Raw genomic sequence first — 17,757 nt, forward strand, 5'->3', positions numbered from 1 at the left:
TATCTCTAAACTTTCCTTATCAGTATACCGCGAAAAACAACTGATAACATCTACATTCTGCTATTTTATATAATAAAACCATATATTTTTATCAAAGATAATATATTAAGGGCTTACGCTTTTTAGCACATACCCTATTTTAATTCCCGTTAAAATAACGTATGATGGATGTAGATATTTTTTTAAGGAGGATGGCCACATCATGTATCGTTATTTTTTGCAGCCGCAAATTGATGTTTTAAACAATTCACTAATCGGCTACGAAATGCTAATTCGGCAACAGATTGATGATAAATGGGTCTTGCCACACGACTTTGCCTCAATTCCAATCGACGTGCAGGCCGACCTCATTCAGCGCACAGCGCAGAAGCTAATTTTAAAGATCGGTTCGGTTTCGTATAACGTTAACCGCAGTCAATTCATTGATCCAACGATTGCACAAGCTATTATTGACGCACAACAACAAATTTATCCCATTACCCTTGTCTTAGAGGTTACTGAAGAAATTACGGATAAAACCATTTCCACTCAACAACTAATCGATCAGGTCCACTACTTTGATGAACATGGCATTCAGTTGAGCCTAGATGATGTGGGCACCGGGGTCAACACCTATGATCACTTGGAGCCGGTGTTGTCTTACGCCAGTGAAATCAAATTTGCTATGCAGAACTTTCGCCAAGAAGATCGCGCTGATGAAATCCCGGATAACTTAAAATTCTGGAAAAAGATTGCGGAAGAATACAAACTCCGCCTGATTCTGGAAGGAGTCGAAAATCAAGCTGAACATGATATGGCTAATCGTCTCCAGATTGATCTTCGACAAGGGTGGTTCTATGGCAAACCCCACTTATTTAAATTATAATGATGAAACAAGACTATCGGGCAACGGTGTCTTGTTTTTATTTTGGCTTGAAAGAGAGGAATTATTGCAATGAAAGCTGTGACCACCCGTATCTTACACGACAAGGTTCTATGGATTGCCGCGGTGGCTGCTGGGCTTAGTTTATTTGTCGGCCGCCCACAAGTCCATGATATTAACTGGACCACCATCTGGTCACTGCTAGCGTTGATGGTTTGTGTCCAACTGCTTAACGGCTACCACGTTTTAGACCAACTTAGTCAACAGTTACTAACACATTCCCATAATCAACGACAAATTGTGCAATACACTGTCCTATTAGCCTTTGTAGGCGCTATGTTTTTAACCAATGATGTTGCCATCTTAACCTTATTCCCCATGTATATCCGACTAGCACATCAACAGCACTTGCCCATTGCCTTCCCCACTACCCTAATTGTGCTAGCGGCCAACCTGGGAAGTGCCTTTACACCATTTGGTAATCCACAAAATCTCTTCTTAGTGGCTCACTACCACATTGACGGCCTGGCCTTTCTAAAATTGTCAACGCCATTAATGCTTATCGGATTATTCAGCTTAGCTGGACTCACTTATGGTATCGCGCCTCGATCAACTAAGGCTGCCCCTACACGACTCTTTCCTCAGCATCCCGGAAAGATTGCCTTAACCATTCTTCTGTTCGGCTTAACCCTATTGGGAATCTTTCAAATATTTCCTTTGGGTTGGATAACCGTGATTGTTATCATTAGCGGTTGGCTACTAAATCGCGCCGCCATCAAGCAAGTGGATTATGGCCTTCTGCTGACCTTTATCTGTTTCTTCATTTTAGTCAGTTCATTCAGTCATAATGCTACATTAACAACCTTGATTGCCCACGTCACCCGTACCCCAGTCGCAAGTTATCTCACCGGTTTGACCATCAGTCAGGTAATCAGTAACGTTCCGGCCACCGTGTTGTTAGCGAACTTTACCAATCACCTAACTGCTCTGTATTGGGGCGTTAACTTGGGGGGGCTAGGCACCTTAGTGGCCTCCCTTGCCAATCTGTTGGCCCTCAAACAACTTCTTTTCCTAACCAATCGGCCTACCGTCCGGGAGTTCTTTAAGGTCTTTGCCCTCGTGAATCTAGGATTGCTAATTGTTCTGGGAACAATTGGCTACTATTGGATACGCTAGTTTGTTTCTGCTGTCCACAAAAAAGCCGTCAACAACGCATAACCGCAGTTAACGACTCACCTTCTATTTAGATTTACCAGAAACATCACTTCATACTTACACAAGTCAGTGACTGTTAACCACCTTGGTTAGCAGTTTTTAATTCAACAAGTTTAGCGTAATTAGTTTGTAGTTTCCCTTAACGTTATTAGTTGTGTGTTGGACTACCTTTGACCCTTTATTTTTAATCAGGTACATTTTTGTCGCTTCCGTATAACTTACATTTTGAATCTTAGTAACAATTAATTTTTGTCCCTCTTTCAGCAAATACTCCTTCTCACCTTTATTCTTTGAGATTGGATCAATATAGGCCCCATGGAACCCGGCTGGAATATTGATTCTCAAAAGACACTGACTACTGAATCCTAAGGCGACTTGCTTAGAGAGACTAGTAGAAGAGAAGGCCTTGTCTTGATAGATTGATCCAACGCTTAATCCCCGGTTATTTAGTGAGAGCTTTAAGCCTTTGTTAGATATACCACGATAAACTGTCGTATTGTAACGTAGCTTGAATTTAGAAATCCCCTTTTGGACCAGTTGCGCTTTTTTGACAACTTTTTTCTGACCTTTACCATTTCTCAAATACCCATTAATTTTTTCATAACCATCACCAGTATAATAACCGACCGCCTGTACACTCTTTTTCCCGATTTTTGAGGACCATTTTTTAGAATCCTTAGCCAGCACTTTAATTTGCTTTTTACTTAGTGATTTTACATCACTGGAATATACAAATTGCTTATCGTTACTTAAAAATAATTTATCCGTGCTTTGCGGTTCCGTAACAATATGTCCTCCCTCAACCGTCTGCCGCACTGTTAATGGCACATTTTTATTGATAGACACACTGGCAGTATAATCAGGCGCCTTACCAATTGCTTTATAAGCAATTGCATTCTTCTTTGTGACTAGATATCGGTATTTTGAATCATGAATATAATTATTGCGAGTAGTCATAGAAACTATAGAGTCCCCTGAAGCAAAAGAGGCCGCATTCACATTCTTTGTCCCTATAGTCAAAACCCCGCCGATAACAATTAAAGACAACCCCAATTTTCTTAGCATATTCCCCTATCCCCTTTCAACTAATCCCATTATATATTAGTTGTTGAAAAAATATCATCACTTTTCATCCCCATTTTAAAACTTTCAAATACTCTGCTCTTCTGTCAAAATGTGAACTAAACCCTGCCACCATCTATAAAACACTAAAGTACTAAAAAAGCCGCTGTCATAAGGGTTTTGACACCCTAAGACAACGACTGATAAGTAAGAATTGGGTATACTGGGCTCGAACCAGTAAATTACGGATTCAGAGTCCGCTGCCTTACCAATTTGGCGAATACCCAATAAGCTGTGATGCTTGAAACAACTATTTAATAGTAACTTGTTCCGCTTTAGGTGTCAACCAGTTTTCCTGAAAAAACCGGTATTTTGTATGAATTCCCACTTGTGTGTAATTTTATGCAAAGAACAATTGACATTTTTCGTTGGATAGCGTAAATTAGATACTGCTAGTAAATGACATTGCCCGCTGGTCAAACTGGTTTAAGACGTCGCCCTCTCAAGGCGGAGTTACGGGTTCGAGCCCCGTGCGGGTGATACTGATATACTGAAAGGTGATAAAACGTTGATTTAATAACGTTTTATCACCTTTTTTTCGTTTATTAACTAGTAGAATCGCACCTTTTCCAGATGCATAGAAAAAGACGACAAACTCTGATTAAATGACGTTTGTCGTCTTTTCTGCTTAGCGTGATCGTCCACTTTCCTTAGTATGCGGCATTAGCCAAACAATTACGTTAATGACCAGTCCAACAAATGGAAATGGTGGGAAAAACCAAGTAATAACTAACGTTACTAAGTTAATACCAAATGACAGATTCTCCTGATGGCTCAGATTATACATATTATCAATGTGATTTTTGGCAATAACTTGACGCCGCAAAACAGCCATCGTCAAATTAAAAAGTAATACATTGATAATATAAAGAATCGCCGATGGGCGGGCAAAAATATCAGCACCCAACCACGCCGTCGTAGCCGGTAGTAATGAGGCTACAAACAGCCAAATAAAGTTGACCCAAATAATTTGGTTATTAATTGTTTGGGCTTGGGAAAAGAGAAAATGATGATTGACCCACATCGTCGCTATAAAAATAAAGGTCATTATATAAGCGGCAAACTGCGGCAATATAGCAATCAGTGCCTGAGCAGAATGGTTATGCTCTGGTAGTCTAAGTTCCAAGACCAATATGGTTAAAATTATAGCAATGACAGCATCCGTAAATGCCTCAAATCTCTCTTTTTTCATCATCGTCAATCTCCTTCGCTTTAAAACAATATTTCATTATACGCTAACGGTCTTGTCGCATACATATCACCGCTATTTGTCAGTAAATAATCCCTATCTTCAATGCCTTTAAGTTCAAACACCCCTTGCCTATATGTTAAACTGTGTCTAAATCAACTTAAGGAGGGATGGCCGGTGAATCTCCATTACCGAAAATTCAATTGGCTCTATTTGCTGGTATTTATCATCGTCGTTGAAGGGATTGGTAGCTTGTCGGCACTCTTCGCTGGCAATATCCAACAACACTACAATTCATTAACACTGCCTGTCTTGTCACCACCGGATTATTTATTTGGGATTGTTTGGCCGATTCTCTACGCCTTAATTGGCATCTCTGGCTATTTGATCTTTCTGCATACCACTAAAGCTAATCGCGCGACCAACTACACCCTATTTTTACTTCAATTATTTATCAACTTTGTATGGAGCATTCTATTTTTCAACTACAATGCCTACTGGATCGGGTTCCTTGTCATCATTGTCTTAGACCTACTAGTCTTACTCTGTATTGGACAGTTCTATAAAACTTCTAAATTAGCTTCATTATTGCTGGTCCCCTATCTGATCTGGATTGTTTTTGCTTCTTATTTAACCATTGGTGTCGCCATCTTAAACTAACCGTCACCTCGCAAAAAAGCTCTAGTCATAAATTGGCTAGAGTTTTTTTGTGTAACTGATAAATAAGTTTTAGTGGGAACCGAATAAGTTCATTATAGCACAAACTATTTTCAAAACCTCATTATTTTAGGAAAAGGTGCTGTCAAATGATTGAACAGCACCCTAAAGGAGATAAAAAATGTAAACGTGCTCCCTATTTATGGCACATCGTTAATGTTAGCACAATGGAATTCAGCAATCAAGTTCATACACCGGTATTAAATTAGGTGTTAATCAGATCAACCTGCCAATTGAAGGAGCACCACGCTATATGCTAAAAAAATGGCGGGCACTTTAAACCTGTGTCCACCACTTACTGACTCATTTTATTTACGACGATACCACCAGGTGCTGCCACCAACTACCAACAAAATCAACAATCCGACTCCGCTCAGGAATAGCCCAATTCGTAGTCCTGGCGTGTGATAAGTTAAAACAATCCGATGATTTCCTGGAGCAAGACGTGCCCCAATAAAACCAACGTTAACCCGTTTGGTTGCCTGCGCTTGACCATCAACTGTCAACCGCCAGCCAGATGAATAAGGAATTGATGTCGTTAGCACACTAGCTTGCGATGCTTGTGTGGTTCCAGTCACCCGGTTATCACGCACCGTCAGCTGTCGTAGTCCTTGACGTTTCAATTGCATCAACCGTTGCTGATACCCTTTGCCAAACGGTACGGCTACTAACTTCACTGACTTAAAGTTCAGGCGCTTCACACCACCCTTAAAAGTCAGCTTAATCGTCCGGCGCGGCTTGGCTGAGTAGCCTAGATTAAGCAGTACCCGATGTTTCACCTGATAATCTGATAAATTAGTTTGTCCCAACTGATTAAAGCTAGCCACATTGTGAAACGAGCTAACTGTCATTGAGTAGGCACCATCGCTCATTCGCCACAAGGCGTTTCGAAGAACGTTCAATCGCTGAATACCCGTATAGGCAGTATTGCTGAACGCGCTGGTCGTCTTGGCCCCGTGATAATTATTAGCCACATTCAGGCGCTGTGCCTGAATGCCATCCAACTCCAGATACAGTTCCGTATGCGCGGTTCGTTGCGGTCGATCCACTTTCAAGCGATACGTTACGGGATTATTCTGATTATCACTGGTCATTTGCCGTAAACCATGTTGATTCTTTTTAGCATTCTGCCGTAAGATTTGTCGATTCTGCCGGGTCAATTGCTTTAGGCGGGCTTGACCTGTCCGAATATTAACAGACCGGTCCTTATTTTTCTTCCGCAATGAAGACTTTGTGACCTGAGCCAACTGAGCATCATTTTGGTTACCCTGTTGCCGGTACGTGACCACTTTCTTCAAACTATCTAACACAGTCGTATCGTCCTGAACGACACGATAAGCGATTGGGCGGCCCTGCTTATGATACGTTCGCGTGGGTACCCCGTGGGCGCCACCCGCAACCAGTGCCCCGGTGGTTAACGCCTGCTCACGTTCAACACCATTTAATTGCCAAAACTGAGTTGCATTTAATTGGTGCGTCTGCAAATAGGCCAATGGGAGAGCGTATTTAGACTGAAGCAAAACGGTATTGTAATTATTGCCAAGATCATGCACCGGCTGATCGCGGAATGTGACGCGCTTACCTTGGCGTTTAACTGGTCGATAGCCGTCTGGAAAGGCTTGAATGCCCAACTGATTACTACGAGCAAAAATGGTTCGCACGCCCAACAGGTTATTTAACGTGGTCCGCCCATCAGCTTGATTGATGGGTTTATTCATCTTGAACTGAGAGTTATCCATTGCCTGACTAAAATCACCAATAGCGCCATTTTGAATCGAGAAGTAGCTCATAATATCATGCGTTCCCAAGTTCATCCCCATATTGGTTTTCGCATCAGTTGCGTAATAATAGTATCGACTGGTTGCTGAACGATGAAAGCCACCCTGTGCCTTAACGAATCGCTGAGCGCCATCGTAATAATTCTTTTGAAATTTCGTTGCGACGCCGCGCGCCAATAACTGCTGACTTGCCCCACCAGAATTAGGACTGAAATAGCCATAACCATTAGCTACAATGTTTAAGCCTAATAAACTGAGCAGAGCCATTTGCCATAAACGTGGGGTCCACTGGTAAAAGGACCCAACAATCACAGCTCCCAGCGTTAATAAAAGCAGACCATACATCGTAAAGTCATGTCGATGGTTATTATAGATAAAGCCGTTGGCAGCCCAGACAATGATTAATAAGCCTAAAACGCTCCAAATAAGCGTTGCGATATCACCGCGACTAAATTGTGGCAACTCATCGACGAAGGTCATCACGGCCAAACTAAAGGCTAAACATCCCAACAAGAGCCAACGTTGCGATGGCGTTGTTCCGCCATTCATTACGGCCGCAACGGCTGGCAATAGCACCCCAACCATCAACAAAATTAGACTGATATTCAACCACAGGTACCGACGGAAATGGCGCAAAACAAACACCAAGGCCAAAAAGGTGAGTCCGCTCAGGCCTAAATTCACCCAAAACTGTAGCGGATTTCCCGTCGTAATAATCGCATTGGGAAACCGTAAATAATAATTCAAGGGATATAACCAGTACCCATTCGCAAAGTTAGCGGTTGCCCGTGTCGAGCTGAGAACACCTAAAAGCGAGGGGATAAATAAGACGCCCGCTAGTAAGAAACCCGTCAAGCCAGCCCCAACCAATTGCCACAGTACGCGCCAGTGAGGCAGCGACACTGTTTGTCTAATGGCCAAGTACCGTAAAACAGCATAAACTAAACTTCCTAGCGCTAGAATATACGCAAAGTAAAAATTACTAATCAAAGCTAGACCTGTAAAAATAGCCAATGGTATCCATGATTTTCCACTTAAAACATGGTCGATTCCATAAGCTAAAAGTGGAAAAAGAATCATTGGTAACAGAAAGAACGGATGCCGGATACTAACGTATAAGCTATATCCGGTAAACGTATAGGCTAAGGTTCCTACCAATTGACTCGCGGGTTTGAATGACCGCTGCCGTGCAAAGAATAGAAAGGCTAATCCGCTCGCGTAGAGTCTTAGCAAAATTAACAAATTATAGCCTAATTCCAAGCGTCCTTTCGGAAAAAAAGCAATCAAATAACTGAAGGGATCGCCCAAAACATAATAAGAAAATGTCGTCAGCTTATCAGCACCCAACCCTAGATCCCACGACCAACCGGTCAAGCTTCCTTGGTGCAGCCACGTATAAAACTTTTCTAAGATTGGGTAGTGTTGCGCTAAACCGTCTCCTTCCCAGATAAAGGACTTCCCCGTTAACAAAAAAATACCATAAAGTGCCACTACTAAGATCATAAACATCCCCGTGTAGTAGGCATATTGTCGTTTCGTTGCTTTCAAAATCTTCTCCCCTTAATCATATGTAACATTAGTTGTCCCCTTCCCCTGAGGACGCCATTAACTATGATAAAAGTTATTGTTTTATCATACAAGTCAACTAACCAAACTGTAATCCAAATTTTAATTCCCGTTACCTGAATGTCGTCAAAAAATCATATCACGGATACATTTTAGCATGTTCAACTAGCCGACCGTAGCTTTCTGCTTAGTCAGTCCATTAGTTATCCCAACAAAAATGGCCCAAGGCAAATGCCTTGAACCATTTTTTCTTAACGATTCTTCTAAAATTAAAGTCGTGCGTTTAATTCTTTGCCCAAGTCTTCAAATCCTGGTTTGCCCAACAAGGCAAACATATTTGTCTTGTAAGCTTCCACACCGGGTTGGTTGAATGGGTTAATCCCATTTAAGTAACCAGAAACTGCAACGGCTACTTCAAAGAAGTAAATCAAATAGCCCAAGGTGTATGGTGTTTGATCTGGAATGTGCACACTCATATTTGGTACACCGCCATCTGTATGCGCCAGCACAACGCCTTCGTATGCCTTCTGGTTAACAAAGCTCATCGGCTTGCCTTCCAAATACTTCAACCCATCCAGGTCATCTTCAGCACTTGGCACAGTAACGTCATTTTGCGGCTTATCAACCACAACGACCGTTTCCATCAAGTTACGTAACCCTTCTTGGATATATTGGCCTAAGGAGTGCAAATCCGTACTGAAGTTAGCAGAAGATGGGTAAATCCCTTTTTGATCTTTACCTTCAGATTCACCGGTCAGTTGCTTCCACCATTCAGCAAAGTATTGTAACCGTGGTTCATAGTTTTCCAATAGCTCAGTCGTGTAGCCTTTACGATACAAAATATTACGCGTAGCGGCATATTGATAAGCTTCGTTCTTGGTCAGGTCAGGGTCTGTGTAAGTTTCTTGGGCATCAGCTGCCCCTTGCATCAATTGGTCGATATCTGCTCCGGATGCAGCAATTGGCAATAAACCAACCGCCGTCAATACGGAGTAACGACCACCGACGCCGTCAGGAATAACGAATGTCTCGTAACCCGCAGCATCAGCTTCCGTCTTCAAGGCCCCACGCTGCTTATCCGTAGTTGCATAGATTCGGCTCTTGGCGCCTTCTTCACCATACTTCTTAATAAGCATGTCCTTGAAAATGCGGAAAGCAATTGAAGGTTCCGTCGTGGTCCCAGACTTCGAAATAACATTAACAGAGAAGTCGCGGTCACCAATTAGGTTAATCAAGTCATGCAGATAGTCTGGGCTGATTGAATTCCCAGCAAAGAAGACTTGCGGACCTTGCCGCTTTTCGGCTGGTAGCGTGTTAAAGAAGGTATCGTGCAAAAAGTCCACGGCCATCTTAGCACCCAGATAAGATCCCCCGATACCAATGACGATAAAGACTTCGGAATCCGAGCGAATCTTCTTAGCAGCTGCCTTAATGCGGGCAAATTCGGCTTTATCATAATCTTTTGGTAAAGTCAGCCAGTCACGGAAGTCACTTCCGGCGCCAGTGCCTTGACGCAATTGTGCGTCAGCGGCATTAACCATTGCTTGCATTTCTCCCAGTTCATTGTCATGAATAAACGGTGTCAGTTTGGAACGATCAAAGGCGATATGTGCCATATTTAGATAACCTCACTTTTATTATTATTGACTAGTCCATTATAACGCATTTACTCAAAAAGTAAATGGTCTAGTCCGCATTTTTTCAAAATATAAAAAGGCTGATAACCCACGTTATCAGCCTTTTTATTACCCTTTCATGACACCAAGAGTCACCCCACCAATGACCACTAGAATTGAGCCAATAGTGATGTAGACCATTTCACGTTTTGTTTTCTTTTCACCCAATAACCAAATGCTACCGAAAGTTGAAATAACAATCCCACATTGTGCTAATGAGTAGCTAATGGCCAGTCCAACTTTAGGAATTGCCATGAACATAAAGAAGTTCCCAATCCCCCAAACTAGCCCAGTCATGATATTCTTTACCGTTGCTTTATGCCAAACCTGTTGCCGAGAGAATAGCACGAAAATAATCGCACCCAGAATCATGCCCAACGATTGTGGGAACAAAACTGTCTTAGAATCTAAGCCAGATCCGGTAACAATTACCGTGTAGAGCACGTAGCCAATTGTTGAAATAATAATGGCAATCGTCCCTCGACCAGCTTCCACCGGTTCACTGGTTCCAGCAGCGGCACGCTTGTCGCGTAAAGATGTCATCGCTGCGCCAGCAATTAAGACAATCACAGCGATTGTGCCCATCGTCACCATCTTAGTCGTCTTCCATTCATGAAAGAGCAACACGCCAGCCAAGGCGGTACCGACTAATTGTAAACCGGTTGAAATCGGTACGGTCCGTGAAATCCCAATAAACTTCATCGATTGGAATTGTTCAAACTGACCAACTGCCCAGCATAACCCAGAAGCAACACCGACTAACATCGACATCCGGGTAATCGGTTCGTGAAAATAGACTAGGGAAAACAACCCGAATAAAACGGCCCCTGCTGTCATACCCAGGGTTTGCTGGTAAGAAGTTCCGCCCAAACGTCCACTGATTAATCCAATACTTCCCCAACAAACGGTGGGGATCAAAGCTAAAAGAATATACATTTTGTAAGCCTCAATTCTCGTTTCATTTATGTCAATCTTCTCTGTAAGCGCTTTTTAATTTGCAATAGTTAGTTTAAAGGTTTCTATTCTAAATGTAAACCATTATTGCTCAAAAAAAGACCGTTAGGCGAGTGGTCTAACCACTCAAAACGGCCTTTTTTAGCAATTTTCACGTGCTTTCATTATTCGACGATTAACAGCAATCCCCGAAGTGCTTCACTATGACGGTCAGCATCGTTCTGCAAAAAATCGGCTGGTGCATGAAATTCTGTGGAAGCAGTTACATGACCGGTATAATTTTGCGTGGCGTCACTCACAGCCTGCTTTAATCGCTTCATAGAATAGGTCGGTGTCGTCGTAGTCACCAAAATCTGACTACCACTTTGAGCCACTTGCAAAGCTTGTGCCACTAAAGCGGGTAAATCTTGTTCTAGTGTAAAGGCACGTTTTTTGCCTCGAATAAAAGCGGGTGGATTGATTGTAATCGTATCAAATGTGAGACCATGCTTGATGGCATAGTCCAAGTAATTAGGCACATCCATCGTCCGCATTTCAACTGCTGCTTGATCAAGATTGTTAGCCGCTAACTGAGCCTGAATCGTGGTGGTTGCCCGATTAGTCGGATCAACCGTAATGGCTTCAACGGCACCACCTAACATGGCAGCAGTTACGACCCCAGTTTCCGCACTGAATAAATTCAGAAGCCGCTTTTGCTGACTAGTCTGCTTAACCCAATCACGAACCTCCCGAAATTCCAGAGCAAGTTGCTGGCGGCTAATAGTTAGGTCGACCGGATAGGTTACGCCATTTTCTAGCACAGACGTCACCGATTTAGGGAATTGCCCACTAACCAGTTGCATCTTCTCTTGCCCGGAGGTAGCCGCTAAAATGGTTTGCCCTTTACCTAAAACGCGTTCAAAACCAGCATAAATTAATTTAGCCTGCCGTTTCAGGGCTTGATTTTGCCACCGAAAGACAAATTGGCCATTGTACACATCGACCACTAGTCCCCCGAGATTATCACCACTACCGTTAAACAACCGGTAGGCGGATACATCGGTAAAGGCCGAACGCTTGGCTACAGCCGCTCGGAATTTGCTGGCAAAGAAACGTTCATCAATCGCTTCGTTTTCTCGCAGGCTCAATACATACCCGATCCCCCGATGTTGTTTGGCAAAGTAGGCGGTCGCCACAAAATGGCCGTGATTTTCTAGTTGGACCCAAGCGCCGTCTTCAAAATCTTGACGATCTTCTAAGTCAGTTAAAGATACGATAGGATAGCCGTCCTCAAACTTACGGACCGACTTCCCGGTAATTTGTACTCGTTTCAAAAGTTTCCTCCTTAATGGTTCCTCTCATTGTATCACGGTTGGACGCTAGGCCCTAACGCTATTCATTAGTTTTCGCACGTTGTGAATGGGTCTGATGCTGATCTGGGAAAATAACCGTAAAGGTTGTCCCCACACCCTCTTTACTCGTCACACTAATTTTCCCATGATGAAGTTGGACTAATTGGTGGACAATCGACAAGCCCAAGCCGGATTCACCATACTTGGTATTCTTGCGTGATGGGTCCGCCTTATAGTACCGTTCCCAAATATTTTTCAATTGTTCGTCAGACATGCCCATCCCCGTATCAGCAACCTTAACAATTGTTTCTTCATATCCACGTTGCGCCGACAAGGTAATCGTGCCATTCTGCGTAAACTGAATGGCATTTTGCGTGATATTAAACATGACCTGAACAAAGCGGTCATAGTCTGCGTAAACCTCAATTTCTTTGGGAGCCTGCAATTCCAGAACATTGCCGGAGTCATCTGCCTTTTGTTTTAGCTGTTCCACAATGTTATGCAACGCATCAACTGCATTAAATTCATGTAAGTTCAATGCGATCTGATTAGACCGAATCTTTTCATAATCCAAGTTCTCATTAACTAGACGAATCAGACGACTCGTTTCACTACGCATTAACTCAATGCTTTCTTCTTTGCTTTCCTCGGGAATGGCGTCATACGCCAACCCCTCCAGCAACCCGTTGATTGTTGTCAGTGGTGTCCGCATTTCGTGTGACGCATTGGCCATGAACTCACGCCGCCGTTTCTCTTGGCGTTGAATCTCCTCTTGTGACGCTTTCAATGAATGGGTCATCCCATTAAAATCATTGATCAAATCATCAATTTCATCTCGGTTACGACTAGCCATTTGAACATCATAGTTTCCCCTGGCCACTTGGTTGGTCGCCTTTCGCAATCGATTAATCCGTGACGTATAGTACCGCGCTAAAATGTAGCTCGCAACGATTGCAACTAAACAGGAAAATAGGAGTGAGCGAATCAGATTACGGTTAATCTGATTCACGTTAGTATTAATATCTGAAACAAAAGCCCCCATAACCACTACAGCAACTAGTTTATGATTATAGAAATAAGGCTTCATCACTTCAGTCACTGCCGGACTAACACGTCCATTCTTGTTGCGAACCCGGCGGTCAACGACTTTATGAATAATCTGATTATTTTTCAATTTTTTCCAGTCGGTCTGATTGATCGCTTGTTGATAGATATTAGCCGGAAACACAATGCGATTTGACGAACTGTAAATCGTGGTACTGATCGCCTGGTTTTGTAACAGTTGTTCACTATTCTCTAAGGCCGTCGTATCAAAGTTAACCGTCTTTGGGCTTTGCGAACTGATCCGCAGCGATTGCTCAATCAAGCTGTTTGAATATTTTTCTAGCGAATTCCACGTGTTGCTATACACCATGTGACGGGTCATTTGTGAATAGGATACCCCCATTAGCACCAAAATGATCGTAATCGCCGCAAAGAAGCCTAGCATTTGCTGGTACATGAGTTTCATTGCTGATCTGCTCCACTATCATCAAATTTATAACCAACGCCCCACACGGTCTGAATGATCTGTGGGCCAACCTTTTCAATCTTCTGCCGTAACTTTTTAATATGGGCATCAACCGTCCGCTCATCGCCATAATACTCATAATCCCAAACTAACTGTAGCAATTGTTCACGTGAGAATACCTGTCGTGGCTTTTGGGCCAGGGTTTTTAGTAGATCAAATTCCTTAGGCGTGAGATCCTGAATCTGATGACCATTCAAGTAGGCCTCCCGCGTCTTGGTATTTAACTTAAAGTTCTCCGTGACAACATCAAAGGCCTCAGTCTCGTTCAATGGTTCAGCTTCGGTCGGCTTAGCGGTGGGCCCCAATTCAGCCCGGCGATGTAAGGCCTTGATCCGCGCAATCAAGGTAATCGGACTAAATGGCTTGGTGACATAATCATCAGCCCCCATTTCCAGTCCCAATACTTGATCACTTTCGGAGTCCCGGGCCGTTAGCATAATAATTGGAACGGTCGGCGAAAGTTTACGAATTTCAGCACTGACCTGCATGCCATCCATACCAGGCAAGTTCAAATCCAGCGTTACCATATCCCAAATGTTGGGGTTAGCTGAAAACATCTCCACTGCTTCGTTACCATCGTAGGCAAATTCGGCGTCCCATTGCTCTTTTTTAAAAAACATCGACATCATTTGTGATACGGAATGGTTGTCTTCAATCATTAATAACTTCATTGCTACCTCCAAAGGTTGCACACCCCGGGCATTAGCAAAAAGTTCGTTAGCCATAGTACCCTGAAACTACCAGGTTTATCAGAAATGACGATGATAGAACTATGAAGATTCTGTAACTTTTTGTCTGCCATAAATTAGCCCAGTGGTGTTGCTGACTTAGTTACCTATTATACTATACTGAAAGTCAAGATTTTTCCTTAAATTAAGCGTTATGGGCGAAATATTTTGCAGACGTCGTAGAATATGCTAAACTAGTAAAGTAATTGTCACGGGGCCGTTCTGGATTCGACTGGTATAGGTTGCGCCCCAACTGCACTCCGTAGCGGCATCTACGTTAAAAGGTCCAGTTTAATTATAACTGCAAAAAATAATAACAATTCTTACGCTTTAGCTGCTTAATAGGCGCTTAACGTAGATCCTCCTAGGCTTGTCCGTGGTCTAGATCTGGGTCCTAAATTTAACGGACTTACGCTAACGACTCCCACCTGAAGTACGTTAGAAGAGAAAAATCAGGTTAGCTGTTCATGTGGGCCCTGACAGGCGGCAAGTTGGGCAGTGAAACCTTAAGTAGTCTGAATATGAGTGTAGACGTTGGGGTGGCAATATGCTAGGACGCGGGTTCGATCCCCGCCGGCTCCATATATGAGGAATCACGGGGTGTTATAAGCCCTTAAAACGCCGGTGTAAAGGCGTTTTTATTTTTGGCCGTTTTCATAGATTAGCACAATTTGATTACCTTTCGTTACCTTTTTGATTACCTTTTACAGAATTTAGAATCATCACGGCAGGGCAATGGGGCTATCGGTTATTTTAACCGGTGGCCTTTTATTTTGCCCTCAGATACCACAAAAGCCCCACCCGAACCGTCGGGTAGAGCTTTGCTTGTGTGTAATACAGAGACGCATTACTATTAAGTTTTAATGTTATCGGCTAGAGTCAATTATACTACCTGCTGCAGGGATGACCTAACTAGTTATGCTCTGTCGTCCCCACTCTGAGGCGTATTCCAAACACACGTTCACGATTGCAGGTAGGTGCTTATAGGTTCAGGGTTACGTATCACCCTACCTAGCTGTATCATAATGGCAGGGAGTGAGTTTATATGAGTAATAGAATGCTAAAGAAAAAGATTGAACATCAACGGATTTATTTAAGTATTGCTGTTACAGTCGGTGTGCTATTCGTAGTTGCCAATATCTTAGTCCAGTAGTCAGGATATCACAATGGAAAGTAAAAAAGTAATTGCTTCGCCGTATGTGGCTATTGCGGTTAGTTTCCTGTCCCTACTGGCAAACGTAATTAATCTAATTTTGAGGTGATAGCTTGGCAACACATATTAATTTAAACAATCCAGACATTATGACTGCGAAAGACGCCGCCTTGCGCTGGGGTAAAGCTCAAGACTATGTTCGCCAAGTCCTACGCAGTAACCCTGCACGCTTTCCTGATGGGACAGTTAGAGTATTCTCTCGCCAAATTCTCGTGACGCGTGAGGGAATGGAAACAGTAACCGGTCACGGCGAGATTGCGCAACATAAGTAACAACCATCTTTCTTATTCAGAGGATGATTTTTAATTTACGTTTAGCAGCGTTACACTACTTGTGTACCACATATATATTAGGGGGTAACTACATGAAAAAGTTAACACACAAATACGCCACTGCTCTCATGCTGCTAGGGACAGTTGCAGGGATTGGACTTACTGCGGGGACAACTACAGCAAGTGCTAAAGCTAAAACACCCACTGCTGCACAGATAGCTGCTGCTCGCAAAAAAATAGCAGCTAACGAGAAAAAAGTTGATAGTGCTATTGATAAAATTGATATTAGTAATTTATCTAATCTAAACTCTATTTATACTTATGGCCCTATTGCAACTCAAACCGTGCAGCCATATAACATGTATCAAACCTACAAACTGAAAAGTCCGTTAACATTGACCAACGAGTTTAGACACAAGACTGTCACTTTACCCAAGGGCTCAGTTGTCACTGGTTTAAATGACGGCAAAGGTAACTTTCAAAATATTGATAACACTACCCTAAGTATCAAGAATCAGAAAAAGGTGTTCAAAAAATTAGGCAATTGGCACCGTAGCTTTGCAATGTCCAAGAATAACGGTGGCGCAATGCAAAAGTACACTCGCAGTACTGCCTTTTCTAAAAACTCGCTGGCAAGTTTCCCACAATTATCAGTTAAGACTGCAAAAGCACAATATGATAACGCGGCCTCAAGCCTACCTTTCATTTCAGTAACTGCTGATAGCCAACTTGCTTACCACAAGACGGGCCAAACTTTCAGCGCTATTAGTTACGCCAAAATTAAAAAGTTCAAGCGTACTCACTCAACCATCACTTACTACCTAAACAAGCGATTATCCGGTGTAACTACCAGAAAAATCAAGGTTGGTAACTCATATCAGTACAAGTTAAGTCTTAGACTGGGGCACGTTTTCCAGAGTAGTGATAGTTACAATGGTGACGCTGGTGCCTACAATCTGACTGTAAACAATGGCAAACAAGCCTTTTTCCTACCACTCGACAATGTAGCTGAGTCCTATATTTCCTCAATAAACGGCGATGAATACGTTAGTGATAATGATAAAAAAGTATCAACTGCTTTCGTCGAGGGACTATATTAGACCTTTTCAAAGAGACTACCCACAACAGGGTGGCCTCTCAGACCCGTCACTACTCCACACAGAGCACCACAAAACCAATGTACCAGTCCACAACTAACAATACACAGGGAAGAAAAAACCAGCAACACTAACACACCATTCAAAAACTCCCTACTACGTATTGGTACACTCTCAGAATCACCGTTCAGCAATATGGTAATAACTATGTCAGTGCTAATGACAAAACGGTATAACCGGCTTTAATTAGAACACTATATTCATAACAATCATAATTTTACCAAATACAGGTAACCCATGACTCTACTCCTATCCCCCGCAATAGCAAAAAGTGTATTTGTTTCGCACTTTCATCCCATAGACGGTATGATAAACTCAGAGTTAAGTGATGGGAGGAAATAAACATGACAAGTCCGATTCACGTAATGTCCGAAATTGGTAAGTTAAAGACGGTAATGCTCAAGCGG

The 17,757-nt window shown here is 42.7% G+C and carries 13 protein-coding genes, 2 tRNA genes and 1 other RNA gene; 7 read left to right on the forward strand and 9 right to left on the reverse strand.

Annotated elements, in window-relative coordinates; translation table 11 throughout:
* Positions 1 to 202: 202 nt before the first annotated feature.
* Together FC61_RS11380 and FC61_RS11385 are read left to right on the forward strand one after the other, a co-directional pair.
* Positions 203 to 865 carry an EAL domain-containing protein gene (locus tag FC61_RS11380; protein WP_021741883.1) on the forward strand — a complete coding sequence of 221 codons (663 nt, stop codon included), beginning with the start codon at positions 203 to 205 and terminating at the stop codon, positions 863 to 865.
* 69 nt (positions 866 to 934) lie between these two features.
* A complete protein-coding gene (locus tag FC61_RS11385; RefSeq protein ID WP_021741882.1) occupies positions 935 to 2,038 on the forward strand; it encodes an SLC13 family permease in 1,104 nt (367 codons plus the stop codon).
* Positions 2,039 to 2,176: 138 nt separating this feature from the next.
* Here FC61_RS11385 and FC61_RS11390 read toward each other — a convergent pair whose 3' ends face one another.
* Together FC61_RS11390 and FC61_RS11395 are read right to left on the reverse strand one after the other, a co-directional pair.
* Positions 2,177 to 3,142, reverse strand: coding sequence for an ADP-ribosyltransferase (locus tag FC61_RS11390; RefSeq protein WP_021741881.1), 966 nt, complete (start codon positions 3,140 to 3,142; stop codon positions 2,177 to 2,179).
* Between the two features lie 211 nt (positions 3,143 to 3,353).
* Positions 3,354 to 3,426, reverse strand: a tRNA-Gln gene (locus FC61_RS11395).
* Between the two features lie 179 nt (positions 3,427 to 3,605).
* Between FC61_RS11395 and FC61_RS11400 the strand changes: the two genes are divergently transcribed.
* Positions 3,606 to 3,679: transfer RNA gene (locus FC61_RS11400), tRNA-Glu, on the forward strand.
* A 148-nt stretch (positions 3,680 to 3,827) separates the two neighbouring features.
* Here FC61_RS11400 and FC61_RS11405 read toward each other — a convergent pair.
* Complete coding sequence (locus FC61_RS11405) at positions 3,828 to 4,394, reverse strand: TMEM175 family protein (RefSeq protein WP_021741880.1); 567 nt, start codon at positions 4,392 to 4,394, stop codon at positions 3,828 to 3,830.
* A 171-nt stretch (positions 4,395 to 4,565) separates the two neighbouring features.
* Here FC61_RS11405 and FC61_RS11410 point away from each other — a divergent pair, with 171 nt between their 5' ends.
* Positions 4,566 to 5,048, forward strand: coding sequence for a TspO/MBR family protein (locus FC61_RS11410; protein WP_035464630.1), 483 nt, complete (start codon positions 4,566 to 4,568; stop codon positions 5,046 to 5,048).
* A 365-nt stretch (positions 5,049 to 5,413) separates the two neighbouring features.
* Here the strand turns inward: FC61_RS11410 and FC61_RS11415 are convergent, their stop codons facing one another.
* From FC61_RS11415 to FC61_RS11440, 6 genes are all read right to left on the reverse strand, one after another.
* Positions 5,414 to 8,431 (reverse strand): YfhO family protein, encoded by a 3,018-nt coding sequence (locus FC61_RS11415; RefSeq protein ID WP_035464628.1) that lies wholly within the window; start codon positions 8,429 to 8,431, stop codon positions 5,414 to 5,416.
* Positions 8,432 to 8,718: 287 nt separating this feature from the next.
* Entirely contained in the window at positions 8,719 to 10,065 is a 1,347-nt protein-coding gene (locus FC61_RS11420; RefSeq protein ID WP_011667989.1) for a glucose-6-phosphate isomerase, read from the reverse strand.
* A gap of 129 nt (positions 10,066 to 10,194) precedes the next feature.
* Complete coding sequence (locus FC61_RS11425; protein WP_021741877.1) at positions 10,195 to 11,061, reverse strand: GRP family sugar transporter; 867 nt, start codon at positions 11,059 to 11,061, stop codon at positions 10,195 to 10,197.
* Between the two features lie 182 nt (positions 11,062 to 11,243).
* On the reverse strand, positions 11,244 to 12,392 hold the full coding sequence (locus tag FC61_RS11430; protein WP_015473495.1) for a class I SAM-dependent methyltransferase: 1,149 nt from the start codon (positions 12,390 to 12,392) through the stop codon (positions 11,244 to 11,246).
* 58 nt (positions 12,393 to 12,450) lie between these two features.
* Positions 12,451 to 13,920, reverse strand: a complete 1,470-nt coding sequence (locus FC61_RS11435) for a sensor histidine kinase (protein WP_021741876.1) — start codon at positions 13,918 to 13,920, stop codon at positions 12,451 to 12,453.
* A complete protein-coding gene (locus FC61_RS11440; protein WP_024525558.1) occupies positions 13,917 to 14,651 on the reverse strand; it encodes a response regulator transcription factor in 735 nt (244 codons plus the stop codon). Before FC61_RS11440 ends, FC61_RS11435 begins: the two co-directional genes overlap by 4 nt.
* Positions 14,652 to 14,921: 270 nt before the next feature.
* On the opposite strand from FC61_RS11440, the gene ssrA reads away from it, so the two are divergent.
* From ssrA to FC61_RS11450, 3 genes are all read left to right on the forward strand, one after another.
* Positions 14,922 to 15,293, forward strand: a transfer-messenger RNA (tmRNA) gene (ssrA, locus tag FC61_RS12330).
* A 681-nt stretch (positions 15,294 to 15,974) separates the two neighbouring features.
* Positions 15,975 to 16,193, forward strand: a complete 219-nt coding sequence (locus FC61_RS11445) for a helix-turn-helix domain-containing protein (protein ID WP_035464625.1) — start codon at positions 15,975 to 15,977, stop codon at positions 16,191 to 16,193.
* A 92-nt stretch (positions 16,194 to 16,285) separates the two neighbouring features.
* Entirely contained in the window at positions 16,286 to 17,293 is a 1,008-nt protein-coding gene (locus FC61_RS11450) for a hypothetical protein (protein ID WP_021741874.1), read from the forward strand.
* Positions 17,294 to 17,757: the final 464 nt, after the last annotated feature.

The sequence above is a fragment of the Levilactobacillus brevis ATCC 14869 = DSM 20054 genome (genome assembly GCF_001433855.1).
GTDB classification, from domain to species: domain Bacteria; phylum Bacillota; class Bacilli; order Lactobacillales; family Lactobacillaceae; genus Levilactobacillus; species Levilactobacillus brevis.